Annotated in this window: 19 protein-coding genes and 3 pseudogenes; 20 read left to right on the forward strand and 2 right to left on the reverse strand. The window is 39.0% G+C overall.

Features of this window, described 5'->3' with window-relative positions:
- Nucleotides 1-60: 60 nt before the first annotated feature.
- The gene (locus tag EXN75_RS07865) at nt 61-609 is read right to left on the reverse strand and encodes an N-acetyltransferase (RefSeq protein ID WP_134843367.1); all 549 of its coding nucleotides are present in this window, start codon (nt 607-609) and stop codon (nt 61-63) included.
- Between the two features lie 129 nt (nt 610-738).
- Here EXN75_RS07865 and EXN75_RS07870 point away from each other — a divergent pair.
- The 16 genes and pseudogenes from EXN75_RS07870 to EXN75_RS07940 form a co-directional block, all read left to right on the forward strand.
- A pseudogene (locus EXN75_RS07870) lies at nt 739-930 on the forward strand (IS4 family transposase); the annotation flags it as partial.
- Between the two features lie 216 nt (nt 931-1,146).
- The gene (locus EXN75_RS07875) at nt 1,147-2,733 is read left to right on the forward strand and encodes an ATP-binding protein (RefSeq protein WP_134843368.1); all 1,587 of its coding nucleotides are present in this window, start codon (nt 1,147-1,149) and stop codon (nt 2,731-2,733) included.
- A gap of 98 nt (nt 2,734-2,831) precedes the next feature.
- Complete coding sequence (locus EXN75_RS07880) at nt 2,832-3,023, forward strand: hypothetical protein (protein ID WP_134843369.1); 192 nt, start codon at nt 2,832-2,834, stop codon at nt 3,021-3,023.
- A gap of 484 nt (nt 3,024-3,507) precedes the next feature.
- The gene (locus tag EXN75_RS07885; RefSeq protein ID WP_134843370.1) at nt 3,508-3,849 is read left to right on the forward strand and encodes a hypothetical protein; all 342 of its coding nucleotides are present in this window, start codon (nt 3,508-3,510) and stop codon (nt 3,847-3,849) included.
- Nucleotides 3,850-4,378: 529 nt separating this feature from the next.
- Nucleotides 4,379-4,741: a LytTR family transcriptional regulator DNA-binding domain-containing protein gene (locus EXN75_RS07890; protein WP_228119568.1), complete on the forward strand. Its 363-nt coding sequence runs from the start codon at nt 4,379-4,381 to the stop codon at nt 4,739-4,741.
- Between the two features lie 21 nt (nt 4,742-4,762).
- Complete coding sequence (locus tag EXN75_RS07895) at nt 4,763-5,452, forward strand: FHA domain-containing protein (RefSeq protein ID WP_134843371.1); 690 nt, start codon at nt 4,763-4,765, stop codon at nt 5,450-5,452.
- A gap of 106 nt (nt 5,453-5,558) precedes the next feature.
- Nucleotides 5,559-6,506: a hypothetical protein gene (locus EXN75_RS07900; RefSeq protein ID WP_134843372.1), complete on the forward strand. Its 948-nt coding sequence runs from the start codon at nt 5,559-5,561 to the stop codon at nt 6,504-6,506.
- A 25-nt stretch (nt 6,507-6,531) separates the two neighbouring features.
- Nucleotides 6,532-7,143, forward strand: coding sequence for an FHA domain-containing protein (locus EXN75_RS07905; protein WP_167639477.1), 612 nt, complete (start codon nt 6,532-6,534; stop codon nt 7,141-7,143).
- Nucleotides 7,144-7,151: 8 nt separating this feature from the next.
- Nucleotides 7,152-8,294, forward strand: coding sequence for a PP2C family protein-serine/threonine phosphatase (locus EXN75_RS07910; protein WP_134843374.1), 1,143 nt, complete (start codon nt 7,152-7,154; stop codon nt 8,292-8,294).
- A gap of 13 nt (nt 8,295-8,307) precedes the next feature.
- Entirely contained in the window at nt 8,308-10,293 is a 1,986-nt protein-coding gene (locus EXN75_RS07915; protein WP_134843375.1) for a bifunctional serine/threonine-protein kinase/formylglycine-generating enzyme family protein, read from the forward strand.
- 53 nt (nt 10,294-10,346) lie between these two features.
- Nucleotides 10,347-10,862, forward strand: a complete 516-nt coding sequence (locus EXN75_RS07920) for a hypothetical protein (RefSeq protein ID WP_134843376.1) — start codon at nt 10,347-10,349, stop codon at nt 10,860-10,862.
- A 6-nt stretch (nt 10,863-10,868) separates the two neighbouring features.
- Nucleotides 10,869-11,456 (forward strand): hypothetical protein, encoded by a 588-nt coding sequence (locus EXN75_RS07925; RefSeq protein WP_134843377.1) that lies wholly within the window; start codon nt 10,869-10,871, stop codon nt 11,454-11,456.
- A gap of 43 nt (nt 11,457-11,499) precedes the next feature.
- Nucleotides 11,500-12,243, forward strand: a pseudogene (locus tag EXN75_RS18185) (serine/threonine-protein kinase); the annotation flags it as partial.
- A 519-nt stretch (nt 12,244-12,762) separates the two neighbouring features.
- A pseudogene (locus EXN75_RS18190) lies at nt 12,763-13,071 on the forward strand (energy transducer TonB); the annotation flags it as partial.
- A gap of 5 nt (nt 13,072-13,076) precedes the next feature.
- Nucleotides 13,077-14,690, forward strand: coding sequence for a protein kinase domain-containing protein (locus EXN75_RS07935; RefSeq protein WP_134843379.1), 1,614 nt, complete (start codon nt 13,077-13,079; stop codon nt 14,688-14,690).
- A 2-nt stretch (nt 14,691-14,692) separates the two neighbouring features.
- Nucleotides 14,693-15,412 carry a caspase family protein gene (locus EXN75_RS07940; RefSeq protein ID WP_134843380.1) on the forward strand — a complete coding sequence of 240 codons (720 nt, stop codon included), beginning with the start codon at nt 14,693-14,695 and terminating at the stop codon, nt 15,410-15,412.
- Nucleotides 15,413-15,432: 20 nt separating this feature from the next.
- Here EXN75_RS07940 and EXN75_RS07945 read toward each other — a convergent pair whose 3' ends face one another.
- The gene (locus EXN75_RS07945) at nt 15,433-15,657 is read right to left on the reverse strand and encodes a hypothetical protein (protein WP_134843381.1); all 225 of its coding nucleotides are present in this window, start codon (nt 15,655-15,657) and stop codon (nt 15,433-15,435) included.
- Nucleotides 15,658-15,830: 173 nt separating this feature from the next.
- Here EXN75_RS07945 and EXN75_RS07950 point away from each other — a divergent pair, with 173 nt between their 5' ends.
- The 4 genes from EXN75_RS07950 (at nt 15,831) to EXN75_RS07965 (ending at nt 17,700) form a co-directional block, all read left to right on the forward strand.
- Nucleotides 15,831-16,130: a nucleotidyltransferase family protein gene (locus EXN75_RS07950; protein ID WP_134843382.1), complete on the forward strand. Its 300-nt coding sequence runs from the start codon at nt 15,831-15,833 to the stop codon at nt 16,128-16,130.
- Between the two features lie 87 nt (nt 16,131-16,217).
- A complete protein-coding gene (locus tag EXN75_RS07955) occupies nt 16,218-16,373 on the forward strand; it encodes a hypothetical protein (RefSeq protein WP_006848289.1) in 156 nt (51 codons plus the stop codon).
- Nucleotides 16,367-16,888 carry a DUF6169 family protein gene (locus EXN75_RS07960; RefSeq protein ID WP_134843383.1) on the forward strand — a complete coding sequence of 174 codons (522 nt, stop codon included), beginning with the start codon at nt 16,367-16,369 and terminating at the stop codon, nt 16,886-16,888. Before EXN75_RS07955 ends, EXN75_RS07960 begins: the two co-directional genes overlap by 7 nt.
- 365 nt (nt 16,889-17,253) lie before the next feature.
- Entirely contained in the window at nt 17,254-17,700 is a 447-nt protein-coding gene (locus tag EXN75_RS07965; RefSeq protein ID WP_134843384.1) for a GH25 family lysozyme, read from the forward strand.
- The last annotated feature ends 63 nt before the right edge of the window (nt 17,701-17,763 follow it).

The raw sequence follows: 17,763 nt of genomic DNA on the forward strand, positions 1-17,763 counted from the left end.
CAAATAATTCTAATTGCCAAAAAAAGAAACAATATTTTGGAAATACGACATTAAAATCTCTTAATAGATATTTTCTTCTTTTTCATTCAGCGTAACATATTCAAATGCAATTCGCTTGCCACGGATACCATAATCGACAGTTCCGCAATAGCAGAATCCCATCGATGATAGAAGTTTCACCATTTTCAGGTTTTTGATATGGGTATCTACCTTGATACTTGGAATGCATTCTACTTCACAAAGTCCTTTTACCTTTTTAATAAATACCTGAGCAAAACCTTCTCTTTGGAGTTCAGGTAAAGTTGCCAAACGATGAATGGCATAATAATTACCATATGTCTTCCAAGTACCCTGGATACTATTATATTTTTCTTCCCCGTTAAGTATGACAGCTCCATAAACTGCAATCTTTTTATCAATAGTAAGTACTTGCGCTACTCCGTTATTGATATCAGCCAAAATATCAGATTCAGAAGGATAGCCACCAGTCCATTGATGTAGTCCTGATTCTATCATCTGCTGTCGTGCCTGATTTATTAAATCCATACACTCCTCAAAATCTTTTAGCGTGGCTGCCCTGAAATCTATATCGAAATGTTTTTTGTCCATCTTCTGTATTTTTACGGATATGACTTTATTGTATTTTCGTTGCAAAATTAACAAAAAAAAACGAATTAGAATAGGAAATGAAGAAAAAATAGCAATAAAGCTGCATTTTTCATCAGTTTTGATGCTTATTTGGCCATTAGTGTTGCCATTATCACTTATTGTCTCGTGGCTATTGTGCACCATGATATGCAATTGAAATGCTCGACGTATGAAGTTTTGCAGATTCTAAGCATTTCATTGACGGACAAAACCCACCTAAGAGATCTATTTGATAAGACCATTTTCAACGATGTCAAAGAACTCGATTATCCCCTTTTTTAAGAGACTATTCTGGGTTAGATTACTTCCGTCTATATGGCAAACGAAGATGTCTTTTATTTTTCTATTGCTCATATACATTATTATATACTGTGTGGTCTGGAAAAAGTCTCATAAAAATGTAATAGATTCTACTATCTCGTTATTTTTTCGGGATATTCCTTTGCTTGTATCATTATTCTTTGTAACTTTGCCGAAAGAAATTAAAATGGTAGCAATATGAAATATCCTATCGGAATACAGAGTTTCGAACAAATCATAGAAGATGGTTATGTTTATCTCGATAAGACGGCATTGGTCTATGACTTAGTGACTAATGGTAAAATATACTTTCTGAGTCGTCCACGACGATTTGGAAAGTCGTTGCTCGTATCTACCTTGAAATGCTATTTCGAGGGTAAGAAGGAACTTTTTAAAGGACTTTCCATCGACAAGTTGGAGAAGGAATGGAAGCAATATCCTGTGTTCCATCTCTCTTTTGGTGGTCAAAATTTTGTAGAGCCTTATGCGTTAGACAAAGTGTTGGAGGAGTTTGTTGCCATGGCAGAACGTATCTATGGACGTGAGGAGTTGGCCGAGACTTTAGGTAGTCGCTTTAAGGCTGTGCTAGGGAATGCTCATAAGAAAACAGGAATGAGAGCTGTCGTACTCATTGATGAGTATGACAAGCCTTTGCTTGATGTGATGGATATGGATATTTCTGTGCAGAATGAATATGGAAAGATGACTTTGGAGGATTATAATCGCAATCTGCTCAAAGGCGTATATTCTGTGTTCAAGGAAGCCGATGCTAATCTGCAGTTTGTCTTGCTCACGGGTGTCACCAAGTTCTCACAAGTAAGCGTGTTCAGTGGTTTCAATCAGCCTAACGACATCAGTATGGACGAGCATTACGAGGCACTTTGTGGTATTACGGAAGAGGAATTGTATTCCACTTTCGAGGAACAGATCAAGGCGATGGCTGTGAGATATAAGACCACAGAGGAAGGAATGAAATACAAACTGAAGAGGAAGTTTGATGGTTATCACTTCAGCCCCAATATGCTTGATATCTATAATCCTTTCAGTATCTTGAATGCCTTGAGCAAGAAGATTCTAGCAGATTATTGGTTCCGCACCGGTTCGCCAACCTATCTTGTTCGCTTGTTGTCTCATTTTGATGAGAACATCAATGAGATGGTGAACAGGTTTTATCCTACGAGTAGTTTCATCGATTACAAGGCGGATGTGGAAGCACCATTGCCTATGATTTATCAGAGCGGTTATCTTACCATTAAGGACTGGAATATGGATACCGATTCCTATCTCCTGGATTTCCCTAATGATGAAGTGAGGAGCGGTTTCCTGACGCTGGTAGCTTCCAGTTATCTGAAGCCATCGAAGTCAACGGATGCCTGGGTTATTCAGGTAGTAGATGTGATGTCGAAGGGAGATTGCCATCAGTTGGAGAATCTGATGACTTCCTTCTTTGCCAGCATTCCTTATAACCAGCGTCGCAAGGACGATGAGCGAGAGAAGGAGCGTTACTTCCAATACACCTTCTATCTCGTATTGAGAATGATCAGCTGTTTCACGGTGTTCATTGAAAAGCAGCAAAGCGAAGGTAGGGTAGATTGTGTGGTAGAGACTCCGAACTATATCTACATCTTCGAATTCAAGCGTGATGGTTCGGCAGAGGAAGCCCTGAAGCAGATAGAGGATATGGGCTATGCCAGGGAATATGCAGCAGATGGCAGAAAGATTTATCAGATAGGTTGCAACTTCTCATCGAAGACGGGGACCATTGATGGGTGGAAAATGAAGTAGGTAATAAGGAAACCAAGCGTAAGATGGTTGAAAAGTTAGAAACCTTGGTAAGGAATAGTTGTCTTGAACGGGGAGATTTGGGAAATTTAAAGTAGCACATGATGGAGAAGATTATTGTTGACGTTGCGTGGTGCGACAAGAATTTTGGCGGTTCTCTTGGTAGTAATGTACCAGGAGCGGTGGTTTTTACAGCACCAACCTTTGAAGCTTTGCAAAAGGAGGCAAGGAAAGTCTGGAGTTTCATATTGAAGGCCTTGTGGAAAATGGAGAAGATGTTCCCGAATGGCTGAAGAATGGGGATTATGAGTTTGAGTATAATATTATAAGATAAGATCAGTTGTGTGTCTGATTTAGCAAAGAGGGTGTGTCATAAGTTAATGATTCACCCTTTTTTGTTTGTTGGAATGTTACTGATATGTTGTTGGAAAACATAGTATAAGTTGCTAGAAAAGATAGTATATGTTTTTGAGTTAGTTAGTATCTCCGGTCGCACAACAGCTTTTGTGCGCTTGCATAGCAGCTGATATGCGCTTGCACAACAGGTGATGTGCATGCGTAGGTCAACTGTTATGCGCCAACTGTAATTTAGACTTATGACGCCTCCTCTTTGCCATTTGGTACATACAGAATGGCATTTCATACAAGGTAGGTTTAGATATTTGGCTGATAGAAATAATCTTCTTACTTTTGCACTCGTAATCGGGAAGCGATAGAAGAGAATGATTCGTGGAACGTGGAAAATGGAGTATAACCCTTTTAATATATAATTAAGGTATGAAGAAGATTATGATTTCGTTGATGATGGTAGTAGCTGCCACCACAACCAGTTTTGCAAAGAGTAACAACACCGATGCGGCAAATGCCGTAAAGAGTGTAGCCGAGCAGGTTAAGCAGGCACCATCCGGCACAGTGTATGGTGTAGTTGAAAAAACCAAGCACCACATCATCGTAGCTACTCCTTTCGGAAAGTACACCATTGAGAAGAAGGACGGCGACATCAGCTTTATGGGAATGTCGGCAAAGCTGGTATCATCGAAGAATGGCGTTTATAAAGTCAAGACATCCCTTGGAAATTTTACGGTGAATGCCAGAAAGGGGACGGTGGTAAAGAACTAAACAGAAAAGGAAGATAGGAAAGTTTTAGGTATTATATAGGCATCGGAGCTGTTATGGAATAGGAATGTGGAAGTTATATCTTTTCGGCAGTGGCGGCATCCGATGCCTTTTTCTTATCCTTTTGAGAAAAATAGAGCATTTTAGAAAAAAAGTGGCTAAAAGTTTGGCAGTATCAAGAATATTGCTTACTTTTGCGGTAGGAGTTGGAGCAGATGGAAAAGAACGGCTGCGATGAAGACTCAAATGAATGAGCGTATTGAACGTTAGTCTTGAAATAGAAATGTGGAAATTTCAAAATTCAACTATGACGAACAGCAATACGGCTCACGCTATGGGATTATTGTATCCTTTTCTCTATAGGAGGAAGGTTCCGATATACCTTTTGGCGTGGGCTATTGTTAGTTGCTAGTTGAAAGGTCTTTCCACAACCTCTATTTCGGCGACCGAACAATAGTCCCACGCTTTTTCATTGAAAACTTAATGACCGATAGCTACTTCTGGGAACAAGTCTGCGATGTAAATGGTAAATATGGATAGTCAATTTATCGTATTCAATACAAAGACGGAACTCTTAAGATTAGATGTTTCCAAAATTGTTTATTTCGAAGGAGATGGCAATTATACACAGATTGTTACTATTAACAAGCTGAAGGCTGTTGTTTGTCTGAATTTGACTCAGATGGAGAAGTATTTGGCCGAGCATCTTGTAGATTGCAAGAGTATTTTTATGAGAGTGGGTAAGCGCTTTATCATCAACACTGGCTACATCTATCAGGTCAATACGCAAAAGCAACAGTTGATATTATCAGATTATGAGCATTTTGCTTTTGCTTTAGGTATTTCTAAGGAAGCCTTGAAGCAAATGAAGGATTTACTCATAACTAAAAAATAAACTAATCAAGCAAAGAATTTTATGGAATTAATCATTGGACGTGATGCTAGTACATCTCAATTGAGAATAACAATGGGACAACAATCCAAGACTTTTGGGAGTGCTGGATGTGTTCCTATGACTGTGAGCCGTCAACATTGTAGTTTGACCATTAATCCAGATGGTTCTTATAGAATTACGAATCTAAAACCTCAGAATGTTACTTTTGTCAATGGAGTGGAAATAATGGTAAAGACTATCATGGAAAAGGATAAAATAGAACTTGGTCCAAGCAAATTTTTGGTTAGTTGGGATTGGATAAAGAGTTTTGTTCCTCAAATGGTAGATTTTCGTCCATTGCAGCGTGTTTGGGAAGAATATGATGAACATAAACTTGATCAGCAAATTGCTGACCGCAAGTTTAATTCTCTTCGTGGCATTACTGGTTTGATTACTATGGGAGCCATCGCTTTGAGTATCATTTTCCCAGAATTTAGAGAGACTCCTCTTTATATAGGTTTGTATCTCTTAGGTATTTTGATTTCTGTAGGCTTTACTGTAAAAGCATATAAGGATTCTTCTAAGGGACCGTTAAGGCAGAAGCAGTTGACTGAAGAGTTTCAGCAGCATTATGTTTGTCCTCATTGTCATCACTTCCTGGGCTTTCTGTCTTATGGAGTTTTAATGCAGAATGAGACTTGTCCTTATTGCAGGGCTAAAATCAAAAAGTGATTTTGTACAATAAAAGATAGGTTTTGTGTAATGAGCACAGAATTAGCACCTATCTATTTATTATTTCACTATATTTGCACCAGTTATAATTTTAAAACGTATGATTATGGCACAGAATGAAGAAACATTGTATTTCGATAATACACATCCTGAAGTAAGACAGGAAAGTAAAGATAAAACTCAGAACGCTGCTGATAAGGCAACTTGGAAGAAAGTAGCGGTAAGTGGAGCTGCTGGTATTTTGTTAGGTGCAAGTGCTATGTATGCCACAGATGCCTTTGCAGCAAATACAGAAGAAACTCCCGATACAAAACCGGAAGGGGAGAATCCATCGCAAGATGCTGCTGCAGCTAATGATAATGCCTCTATCAAGGTAGCTGAGAGTCATGATGAGCAGAGCTTTAAGGAGGCTTTTGATGCCGCTAGAGCCGAAGTTGGTCCTGGTGGCGCTTTCCATTGGCATGGCAATATTTATAGTACTTATACCGAGGACGAGTGGAACAACATGACAGATACAGAAAAGAACGACTATGCTGAGGCTGTAAAGCCAGAAGTACGTGCTGAAGAAATGAATGCAACTCCTCATCAAGCGGAAGATGTTGCTATGGTATCTCATTCTTCTCATGCAGACCAGGATGTATCTGTTGCTCACAATGATGCAAATTTGCATCAGGCAAGTGATGTGCAGGTGGCTGATGACCAAAATACAGATGTTCATTTGGTTAATGCGGGTGAAGTTCAGCTTGCTGATGGCTCCATGGCCACAGTGGGTGTCTTCGACGTGGATGGTCAGGAAGTGAGTGTGGTAGATTTTGATCAGGATGGAATTCCTGATGTTGCGATTTGTGATGCCAATGGCAATGGAAGTATTGACGTTGGTGAAGCAATTGATTTGCATACAGGACAAGTGATAACTCCAAGTGGTAGTGATTTCGCTGATACCGGAGTTGATGATTCTGCTGATCCAAATCTCCAAACAGCATCCTTAGAGAATCCTGATGTTGCTCCTGATATGCCAGACTATATGTCTGATGCTGATATTCAGATGGCATAAACATTGATTAAAATAGATGGTAGCAATGGAAATTAAAAGAATCAAATGTCCGAGTTGCGGTGTATTGCTTGACGTGAGAAATTCTCAAAACGAAGCGGTTAAGGTGATTACTTGTCCTCAATGTAAAACTCAGCTGAGAGTGATGTTCTCACAGCAACATGCTGCAACTCCGCAATCTTTTGGGGAAACAGAATATGTTGGTAACAGCAATGGTGAGACTCAGTATGTGAATCGAGATAATGGAGAAACTCGTTACGTGGGGCATTTCTCTTCTCCTTCTCAATCTGATGAAACAATCCTTGCAGGCAAGAATGAAGAGGTTACTCCTGGTTATTTGCTCTATGGTGGTCAGAAGTATCCGTTAGGGTTCGGCAATAATGTGATAGGTCGCAAGGCTACTACTTCGCAGGCAACTGTACAGATAGTTACTGATGATAGATATATGAGCCGTCAGCATCTTGCCATCCAGGTAATTAAGGCTTCTACGGACAAGGTTAGGGTGGTGGTGTCTAACTACCATAATAAAAATGCCAGTTATGTGAATGGACAATTATTGAACGAGGATGACCAGCTCGTCTTGACAGAAGGAAGTATCATCAAGATGGGTAACACAACTGTTGTTTATCATCAAAAATAAAGCTAACAATGAGAATCAAGATATATCAGCCTTTAGCTATCCATGAGTTGGGTAAAAGGGCGGACCAGGAAGATAGCATCTATCCAATAGAGGGCAAAGCAACGGAGAATGACCGTTTGTTTTTGCTCTGTGATGGTATGGGTGGACATGAGCATGGTGAGGTGGCAAGCCAAAGTATTTGCAAAAGTCTTTTTTCGTTTTTGTTGCAGCATGCAGTTGCTTCTGAAGGCTTGGAAGATAAGTTGCTGTCTGATGCTTTGGCGTATGCCTACGAAGAACTGGATAAACTGGCTATTGCGGGAGATTCCCGTCAGATGGGAACAACTTTAACTTTGCTGTATTTTCACAGTAATGGATGTACGGCAGCTCATATTGGAGATAGTAGAATATACCATCTCCGTCCATCTTCGCATACCATATTATATAAGAGTCGTGACCATTCCCTGGTGTATGATCTTTATCAGGCTGGTGAGTTGACCTATGAGGAGATGAAGACATTTCCACAGAAAAATGTCATCACCCGTGCGATGATAGCTGGAGACAGAAATCATCCAAAACCTGATGTTATCCATATTTCAGATATTCAGCCAGGTGATTACTTCTACATTTGTTCTGACGGCATGTTGGAACAGATGGAGGATGAGGAACTTTTGGATGTCTTTGCTGCGAATGTTCGTGATGAAGAGAAGCGACAGATGCTGATTTCAGAAACCTCAGATAATAAAGATAATCATTCTGCTTATATAGTACACATCAAAGAAGTGAGTCATGACGAGGCTGATGTGAGTCTTGTAAATGAAGAGCTTACGGCGAAATGCAATGCTTTGAACATCAAGCCTGATGTGGAAGAGGTGACTGCTTCTCCTGATGTTGAAGTCGTAAAGCCTGCTGGTACACCGCCGCCTGTTCCTGATAGTGTGATAGTTGAGATGATGAATAAGCAGAAAAGAAAGAAATCTGTCTTCATTGCATTTGTTGTCTTAGTGGTATTGGCTGCTGTTGGCATGGCTGGTTATGGCTACTATAGCAAGTATAAAGCAGAGGCAGCTTTGCAGGATTCTCTTCATGAAGATTCTATGATGACCGTGAAAGAGTTTAATAGCCAGCAAGAGTCAAAGACAGATCCAACAAAACCAGATTCAATAAAGTAAGATACAATAAAAAATGGACGAACTAAATAATCAAAATATGCTCCAAGTAGGAACCATCCTACACGGAACTTACAAGATAGAAAGCTACTTATCATCTGGTGGCTTCGGCAATACCTATTTAGCAAAGAACATCGAGTTTGATGAGACTTATGCCATCAAAGAGTTCTTTGTAAAGGGCGTGTGCCAGCGTGATGGTAATAGCACTACCATTAGTGTAAGTAATGCTGAGAATACCAATAGCTTTGAGCAGCAGCGAGAGAAGTTCAAGAAAGAAGCTCGCCGTCTTCGTAGTCTCAGTAATCCTCATATTGTCAAGGTCTATGATCTCTTTGAGGAGAATGGTACTGCATATTATGTAATGGATTATGTGGATGGAGAAAATCTATCTACCCGTTTGAAGCGTACCAATGCACCTTTGGCAGAGTCTGTGGTTCGTAATTACTTGAATCAGATATTGGATGGTCTTGAGGCAATCCATAACGAAGGTATGTTCCATCTTGACATCAAGCCTGCCAATATTATGGTGGATAGTCATGATGTGGTCAAGTTGATAGACTTTGGTGCAAGTAAGCAGCAGAGTACGGTAGGTGGTGCCACGATGAGCACTGGTATCAGTTATACGAATGGCTATGCCTCTAGTGAACAAATGGCGCAGAGCTATGATAAGTTCGGACCATGGACAGATTTCTATTCTCTTGGTGCAACTGTGTATAAGTTGCTCACCAATCAAGACCCACCATCAGTTTCTGACCTTTCTGAAGACGAGACAGAGGACAAGCATCTTGCCCTCCCAATGCCTAATGTTTCTGGGGAAATGAAGAAATTGGTGGTTTGGATGATGCAAGTGAATAGGTTAAAGAGACCGAAGAATGTGGGGGAGATAAGACGTATCTCGCAACAGTTTGCTACGGCTGCTTATGGTAATGTTGAAGCAACAAAGGCATGTTGCCCTATGCAATCTCATGTTAATCTTGCAGGGGATGATGAAGAAACACTGTGGGAAGGTAAAGTAAAGAAAGTTAAAGCTGGAGTTAACCAACAAGGGATAAGTAAGAAAAAAACAGATAGTCATATATGTCGTAATTTATTAATAGTTGGGGCGTTGTTTTTAATATGTTTATCAATTAGTTATTATGGCTATAAAACTATTTGTGAAAATAATGCTTTTGAAAAGGCTTTTTCTTCTCAAAAGATTGATGATATTAATAGATTTGTAAATGAATATAGCAATATGACAGATGAACATCGAAAAAAAATAAATGCAAGACTCTCATATTTAAAAAAGCAACAACATAATAAGCAAATAATTGATAATTTGGTATCTAATATGGTGTACGTTGAGGGCGGTACTTTTATGATGGGAGGAACTGATACATATGATTGGGAAGGGACTAAACCTGTTCATCAAGTAACTTTATCTAGTTTCTATATAGGTAAATATGAAGTGACTCAAGAAGAGTGGATGGCAATTATGGAAACAAATCCATCTGGTTTTACAGGGGAAAAAAGACCTGTAGAACAAGTTAGTGTGGGGGGAGGTAGTATGGATGATTGTTTGAAATTTATAAAGAAATTGAATCAAATAACAAATAGAAAGTTTAGACTTCCAACAGAGGCAGAGTGGGAATATGCTGCTCGTGGAGGCAAACTTAACCAAGGTTATCGTTATTCAGGTAGTAATAATATTTCGGAAGTTGCATGGTGGCATGGGAATAGTGGAGGAAAAACTCATAATGTAGGTCTGAAAAATTCTAATGAATTAGGGCTTTATGATATGACAGGAAATGTTCGTGAATATTGTTCTGATTGGGCTGCACCTTATACAGCAACTTCTCAAATAAACCCTAAAGGTCCGCAAGGAGGGGAGTGTGGACATATATTTCGTGGTGGAGATTGGGCTCTTGATGAGTATTACTGTACTGTTGCTTATCGAAGTATTGGTATTTTGGAGGGATATGCAAGTTCTGAGTATGGATTTAGATTGGTTATGGAACCATAGTTCTAAAATGTTTTTATTAAAATTATGATTTAGAAATAAGTATATTAAGATATATGAAAGTTTGTAGAATCGAAAAAGATACAGTTTTACGGAAGGTCGGAGAGGTAATTGAACCTTCTAGTTTTGAACGTATATATTCAGAAATGCGTTCAAAAGCAGAATTGTTACTTGAAAGTGTTAGGAGTGAATTTTATCCTAAATTATTTGATAGAGTAGACTCTTTATTTGTTTTTCCTTATGATGATAAAATGGAAAAACGAGCATTTCAATGGGCTAATACTTTTGCTTCTGCTCCAGGTTCATATTGTATAGTTAATCTGTTAGTACTGGAAGTTGATAATGTAGAGTGGCATGATTCTCGGAATTATGAAGATTTATGTTTCTTACTTGGGAACTGTAAAGTTGGAATGAGAAACAAAAATGTGAATAAGGATGATTTGTGTAATAGGTATTGGCTTGAAAAGTGTAATATGGAAGAACTCTCCATAGAGGGACTAGTAAAAAAAGCAAGAGTTATTAGCATTGCTCCTTATATAGTAACTCGTAATGGAATAAGAAAATTAGAATAAAATTATATGGATAATTTTAATAAAGCAAAAGAATATGCTGATGGCAAAGTTGTCGAAGAGTTAAACCAGGTTGTTGCAGATGCTTATCAGGCTGGTTATAATGCGGGCTATCAGGATGGTATTAATAAGGTGGTAAAAGATTCCGCATTGGAAAAAACTGAATATGTTGACTTAGGGCTTCCAAGTGGAACTCTTTGGGCGTCTAGCTATGTTGAGGATGAAAAAGGTAATGCCATTTATTTGACTCAAGAGGAGAGTAAGGCTTACAATCTTCCTACCTTAGAGCAATGGGATGAATTACGAAGAAAATGTAAATGGAACGAGAATACAGAAAAGAATTGGACTGAATATGGTAATTACTATTATCATAGTTGGGCAATCTGTTTAGGTCCGAATGGTAATAAAATCACTTTCGAATTAACAGGACTTTATAAGGAATTTTCTCATTGTTCGCAAACGGGAGAGGCTTTGTTTTGGCTTAAAGACTCAGATGGTTGTGGCAGAAATTCAGCAAAGATTACTCTGAATGATTTGGAATTAGATACCAATAGTACCTTTTCTGGATATAAATTATGTCTGCGAACAGTCAAATAGTAGTACTCTGTCATTGATTGTATAAAATTATTGTGGAGAAATTATGGTTCAACTAAATAATAATGCCGTTCTTAGCAGTGGCAAATACAGAATAGAAAAGCTCCTAGGACAAGGAGGTTTCGGTATTACCTATAAGGCAATAATGAAAGAAACCGTCTCAGGTTCTTTGGGTAATATGGAGGTCGATGTACCAGTGGCAATCAAGGAGTTCTTTATGAAGGACACTTGTGAACGAGAGGAAGGGACGGGGAAGATAACCGTTCCTTCCCAGGGAAGTCGTGCCTTGGTAGAGTTGTATCGCAAGAAGTTTGTTAAGGAAGCAAAGAACCTTGCACAGATGAATCATCCTCATATCGTTAAAGTCGTAGATGTGTTTGAGGAAAATGATACGGTCTATTATGTAATGCAATATTTGAGTGGTGGATCGTTGGCTGATTATGTGAAGTTGCATGGTGCCTTGGATGAGGCTATAGCCATTAAGTATATCCAACAGATAGGTTCGGCATTGGAGTATATGCACCAAAAGCATATTTGTCATTATGATGTAAAGCCAAGCAACATCCTGCTTGATGACAAAGGTGGTGCTATGCTTATCGATTTTGGAATCTCAAAAGGCTATACAGAAGAAGGGCATCAGACTAGTTCTACTCCCGTAGGAATTAGTGCTGGCTATGCTCCTTTGGAACAGTACCAACAGAGTTTGCAGGATTTTTCTCCTGCAACAGATGTTTATGGACTTGCTGCAACTTTATTCTATTTGCTTACTGGTAAGAATCCTCCTGAAGCTAGTATTGTCTTGAATGAAGGAATGGGAGATAAGCCTATTGGTATTTCTGATACTGTTTGGCACGCTATAGAGCAAGGTATGAATCCTCGAAAGAAGTATAGAGTACAGACTGTGTCAGAATTTTTGAAGTTGATGAATTGTATGATGCCTACTATCGCTTCAGAGGCATTGACTAATCAAGAGGAAACACAAGTCTTGCCTCAAAAGCTTTCTGGCAATATTGATGATACTTATGAACAGACGATAGTTGCTCCAAAGAACGAAGAAAATGTGGAATATATCGATGAAGAAGACAATACATCAAATTCTAGAAAAATCATTCTTGTGATACTGGCTGTTCTCGTAATTGGTTGTGTTTATGCTTTCGTGAAATGTCAAGGAAATAATGAGGCAATAGAAAAGACAGCACCAAATATTGAAACAACAGTAGAAGAAAATGTTCAAAAGCAAGGTGCTGAACAAAATGTAAATAACGAACAGCAGAACTATAATACACCCCAAGATTCGCAGGTAAAAGCATATGATATCGTTGAAGTGATGCCTTCATTTCCTGGAGGACAAAGTGCCTTGATGCAGTATCTGGCTAGCAGCATCAAGTATCCTGTCGTAGCACAGGAGAATGGTGTTCAAGGTAGGGTGATTATCAACTTTGTGGTTGATGATGATGGAAGCATTTCTCATGTGAAAGTCGCTAAATCTGTAGATCCTGCTCTAGACAGAGAAGCTATGCGTGTAGTAGAATCTATGCCTAAATGGATTCCGGGTAAGCAAAATGGAGAATGCGTGCAAGTAAGATATAGTGTACCTGTAGTTTTTAGAGTAGAATAGAAAAAATGAAACAGTTAGGAAATAATGTTTTGCTGTTAAATGGCAAATACAAAATTGAGCGAGTGCTCGGTCAAGGTGGTTTCGGAATCACCTATTTGGCTAAGCAGAAGGTTTCTGTAGCAGGTGCCTTGGGCACGATTGATGCAGAAATCGAAGTGACAATCAAAGAATTTTTTATGAAGGAACTCTGTAATCGTGATGAAGAATCATCTATGGTGACAGTTCCTTCTACAGGAAGTGCGGATTTGGTGGAGAAGTTTCGCCAGAAGTTTATCAAGGAAGCGAAGAATATCTCTAAGTTGACTCATCCTCATATTATAAAGGTGTTGGATGTGTTTGAGGAGAATGGTACCGCTTACTATGTCATGGAGTACATTGATGGTGGCTCATTGTCGGATTTGATAGAGAAGAAAGGTTCTTTATCGGAAGATGAGACCTTGAAATATACGAGACAGATAGCGTCTGCCTTGCAGTATATCCATGCTCATAACATGAATCACTTAGACGTGAAACCTGGTAATGTGTTATTACGAAAGAATGGTGATGTTGTATTGATAGATTTTGGTATGTCCAAGAATTATGATATGGCTGGTGAACAGACCACGAGTAGTCCTGTTGGAGTGAGTGTTGGCTATGCGCCTATTGAGCAATCTCGTGTAGGAGGATTGGGAATGTTCTCTCCTGAAACAGACATATATTCTTTGGGAGCTACTATGTTCAAGATGTTGACTGGTCAAACACCTCCTGAGGCAACTGCAGTCTTTGATGAAGGTTTGCCGGAATTGCCGATGGGCATAAGTGAGCAGACGAAGCGAGTTATTGAAAAGGCAATGCAACCAAGAAGAAAGGAACGATATCATACGATAGTGGATTTCTTGGATGCACTGGGTACGGAGAATGCTCAGGCAGTTCATGTAAAAAACGAGAAGGTTCAATCTGAGGAGACTCTATATATGTCAACTGCACTTAAAGAAGATTCTGAGCCGCAAGAGGTTGAACGTGTGCAAGAAAAGGTGTCATCCAAACCGCTAGATGTTCCAAAGCCTAAATTCTTGAAAGAAGAAGATAAAGAGGCCACAATGTATATTACCGATTATATGGTTCAAGAAAGTGATATCGATGCTTCTGATGTTGTCGATCTTGGACTTAGTGTAAAATGGTGTGGTTGTAATCTGGGGGCCACTAAACCTGAAGAGTATGGGGAGTATTATCGTTGGGCAAATGGAATGAATGGTCATTCTTTGGATGGATTTCCAACAGATAAGGAAATTGCAGGTACCAAGTTTGATGTGGCTTATCTTCTTTCTGAAGGAAAATTGAAAACTCCAACTCGTAAGCAGTTTAAAGAACTGATAGATAGATGTCGTTGGAGTTGGATTACTTACAATGGGACAACAGGTTGCAAGGTTACAGGTCCTTCTGGTAAAAGTATCTTTTTGCCAGGCGCAGGTAGAAAGAGTGATTATGGTATCTATCGTAAAGATTCCTTTGGTTATTATTGGAGTTCAAGTAGGGGGCATGGATTGAATGCTTATTATTTATACTTCAATGAGGAAGAGTCAGATTTAACATATGAGCCAATCTTGACTTTGCGTTCTATTAGACCTATTTGTGAGTAATAATGAAGCGGCTATTATCTTCTTTCTTTATCTTCTTGCTGGCAATACCAACATTGCCAGCAAGAACTTATATCGTTAGCGTGGGCATCGCCGATTACCCCGGTCGTCAGAATGACCTTCGGGTAAGTGCGAATGATGCCAAGACCATATCGGGTATCTTTACCAAGAATGGTAATGCTATGGTTGATTGCTTTGTCAATTCAGACGTTACGATCAAAAAGGTATGTACGGCAATGCGTAATACATTTGCCAAGGCTTCACCATCAGATGCTATTATCCTATACTTTAGTGGTCATGGTGTGCCTGGTGGATTGGTGTGTTACGATGGAGTTTTGTATTACTCTTCTGTATTGAGCATTATGAGACAGAGTAAAGCTCAGCAGAAAATGATTTTCGTGGATGCTTGCTTTGCAGGGAAAATGAGAAATACGAATAAGAGGAATACTAACTATTCTAAAGAGAATGTGATGTTCTTCCTTTCTTCTCGTTCAACGGAGAAATCCTTAGAAACTCCAAGACAAACAGGTTTCAAGAACAGCCTATTTACTGTGTTTTTGGAACGTGGCTTGCGAGGTGGTGCTGATACAAACAAGGATAGAGTTATCACGGCTAAGGAAATCTATAATTTCGTGCATCAAGGAGTAGTAGAAGCATCAGGGAATCGTCAGCATCCCGTAATGTGGGGTAACTTTGATGGGAATATGGCGGTGATGAAGTGGTAAAAGATAAAATACTCGTATCTTTACCATTCGAATTCGTTTTTGAAATCAGCCATCATTTCTAGAAAGTCAACGGCGTAGCCTGTTCTTGCATATTCTTCTTCACGGGCTAAGACATGATTCGCCAACTCGTCATTATTGCATGATGTCATAAAAGGATATTCTTCGGATTCGTTATGAGCCTCTGTTGCATAATCGTGAAGATAGGTAACTGCAGGTTCTTTTGAGTTTGACATTATTTTAGTCATATTGTAATCCTCCTTATTTTTGGTTACTCTAATTTATTGCAAAATTACGATTAATATTTGAAAGTACCAAAGTTTTAAAATGATATTTTGTGGGATGAATTGCAAAAACATGGCAAAAAGTTTGGAAGATACCAGATAATTTCTTATATTTGCACTGTTTAAAGATAGGTGTTATGAGAACAGTTCAAGATTATATCGCAATAATTAGGCAAAATAGTTCCAAGATTACTAAAGATTTTGGAATCAAGACCTTGCGCATTTTTGGTTCCGTATCACGAAATGAGCAAACAGAGCAAAGCGATTTGGATATTTGTGTAGAAACAGAAACTCCTAATCCATTTTTATTGGCCGACTTGAAAGAGTTCTTAGAGGGCTTGTTTAAGTGCTCAGTTGATGTACTGCGTATTCACAAAAACATGAATCCTTTCTTTAAATCAAGAATTGAACGGGATGGAATCTATGCTATTCGATAAAAAAGATTATCTCATTTTCTTTGGCGTTTACACTATAATGTTGTATCTTTGCAGTTGTAATTTGAACTAAAAAAGGAGGAATAAAGAATGAATACAACAAAGTTAACAAGAGAAGAAGCGTTGCGACGTTGGAATGCTTCTAAGGAAACCAAGCGTAAGATGGTTGAAAAGTTAGAAACCTTGGTAAGGAATAGCTGTCTTGAACGTACTGGTAAAGAACCTATTGGGATAGAAGTATGGTAGTCGAAACTTTGTCTCTAGACACGATAAATGCCAATTCCCCTTATGAGGTCAAGTTGGCAGATGCTGTTGATACATTGTGTTTCATTACAGATTACGATGCAGAAATCTTTGTAACATTTGAGAGAGACGAATTGCTTCATGAAGGTTTGGTTTACCAGTTTGGTATCTCAAATCCTAAGAGAGTAAAGTCGCCTCGTGACCCAAAAGTGCGAGAGACCATTCTTGCTATCGTTGAAGAATTCTTTGCTAAGAATCAAGCTGCATTTCTTTATATCTGTGATACGAGTGGTGGAATGCAGAAGATGCGTAATCGCTTATTTCAATATTGGTTTGGAATTTATGGAGAACGCGAGGAATATGTTTTTCTACCTCAGACGATAACAGATGAAGAGGGGAATGATAATTATGCAGCTCTAATAATTCGTAAGGATAATCCTCAGTTTGCGAATTTGGTAAGCGAGTTTATGGCGACTGTCAATTTGCTGAATGCTAAACCTGAGGAGTACGAAGAATGATTTGTTGGCAATAAGGCTGTATAAGGCAGATGAGTCTCCGTTTTCGATAATTTATCAGAGCGGTAGTCGTGCTTCTGGAATAAACCAAAGTCTTTTATCACACTATGTGAATGGATTGAAGAAACCATGTGAGCAGCAGCGTAAACGTATTGTTGATGGTCTTCATAAAATAGGATCAGATTTACAATCGGTTATGTGTGTATGAATTTTGCAAAACGGATGCTTGAAGAATATGGTCAAGCATCCGTTTTGTCATTTGGTACTTCCAGCCCCCCATTTCATACAATTATCCCCTTACTTTCTATGCTGTTTCGGATAAATTCACTATCTTTGTCCCCCTGAAAACAACTAAAAAATAAAATGTAATGAAGAAAGGATTAAAATATACTTTGGTTTCCTTAGGCAGCCTGGTCGTTTTGGCTGGTATTGGTCTGGGAATCATGTATGTGGTGTCACCATATAAGGTGAAGCGATGGGTGGGCATCGCTTCATCTTATTCTGATGTGTTCGTTGATAGATTGAAAGGGCAACCTTATACTCGTGGCGGATATGACGGCATTGATGTATCGAAACACAATGGAGTTATCAAGTGGAAGGAAATAGCGAAGAACAAGCGAATCAAGTTCGTTTATATCAGAGCTACACATGGTAAAGGATATGTGGATCGACATTATCGCCGAAATATCAGACTGGCTCGTAAATATGGATTGAAGGTAGGATCTTATCATCTGATGTCTGCCGGCTCTTCAGTAACTGCTCTTTTACCTTTGCACCCAGAATCAAGTAACATGGATTTGGTTAATTGGTGTTAAGGTGTACTATTAACTACTCTAGCAAATAGCTATGTGCTGATTTAGTCCTTCACCATCCAAATC

Source organism: Segatella hominis (genome assembly GCF_004535825.1).
Taxonomy (GTDB): Bacteria; Bacteroidota; Bacteroidia; order Bacteroidales; family Bacteroidaceae; genus Prevotella; species Prevotella hominis.

Coding starts and splice junctions, on each gene's coding strand:
- EXN75_RS07865 (WP_134843367.1), bottom strand. CDS start 609: ATGGACAAAAAACATTTCGATATAGATTTCAGGGCAGCCACGCTAAAA.
- EXN75_RS07875 (WP_134843368.1), top strand. CDS start 1,147: ATGAAATATCCTATCGGAATACAGAGTTTCGAACAAATCATAGAAGAT.
- EXN75_RS07880 (WP_134843369.1), top strand. CDS start 2,832: ATGATGGAGAAGATTATTGTTGACGTTGCGTGGTGCGACAAGAATTTT.
- EXN75_RS07885 (WP_134843370.1), top strand. CDS start 3,508: ATGAAGAAGATTATGATTTCGTTGATGATGGTAGTAGCTGCCACCACA.
- EXN75_RS07890 (WP_228119568.1), top strand. CDS start 4,379: ATGGATAGTCAATTTATCGTATTCAATACAAAGACGGAACTCTTAAGA.
- EXN75_RS07895 (WP_134843371.1), top strand. CDS start 4,763: ATGGAATTAATCATTGGACGTGATGCTAGTACATCTCAATTGAGAATA.
- EXN75_RS07900 (WP_134843372.1), top strand. CDS start 5,559: ATGGCACAGAATGAAGAAACATTGTATTTCGATAATACACATCCTGAA.
- EXN75_RS07905 (WP_167639477.1), top strand. CDS start 6,532: ATGGAAATTAAAAGAATCAAATGTCCGAGTTGCGGTGTATTGCTTGAC.
- EXN75_RS07910 (WP_134843374.1), top strand. CDS start 7,152: ATGAGAATCAAGATATATCAGCCTTTAGCTATCCATGAGTTGGGTAAA.
- EXN75_RS07915 (WP_134843375.1), top strand. CDS start 8,308: ATGGACGAACTAAATAATCAAAATATGCTCCAAGTAGGAACCATCCTA.
- EXN75_RS07920 (WP_134843376.1), top strand. CDS start 10,347: ATGAAAGTTTGTAGAATCGAAAAAGATACAGTTTTACGGAAGGTCGGA.
- EXN75_RS07925 (WP_134843377.1), top strand. CDS start 10,869: ATGGATAATTTTAATAAAGCAAAAGAATATGCTGATGGCAAAGTTGTC.
- EXN75_RS07935 (WP_134843379.1), top strand. CDS start 13,077: ATGAAACAGTTAGGAAATAATGTTTTGCTGTTAAATGGCAAATACAAA.
- EXN75_RS07940 (WP_134843380.1), top strand. CDS start 14,693: ATGAAGCGGCTATTATCTTCTTTCTTTATCTTCTTGCTGGCAATACCA.
- EXN75_RS07945 (WP_134843381.1), bottom strand. CDS start 15,657: ATGACTAAAATAATGTCAAACTCAAAAGAACCTGCAGTTACCTATCTT.
- EXN75_RS07950 (WP_134843382.1), top strand. CDS start 15,831: ATGAGAACAGTTCAAGATTATATCGCAATAATTAGGCAAAATAGTTCC.
- EXN75_RS07955 (WP_006848289.1), top strand. CDS start 16,218: ATGAATACAACAAAGTTAACAAGAGAAGAAGCGTTGCGACGTTGGAAT.
- EXN75_RS07960 (WP_134843383.1), top strand. CDS start 16,367: ATGGTAGTCGAAACTTTGTCTCTAGACACGATAAATGCCAATTCCCCT.
- EXN75_RS07965 (WP_134843384.1), top strand. CDS start 17,254: ATGAAGAAAGGATTAAAATATACTTTGGTTTCCTTAGGCAGCCTGGTC.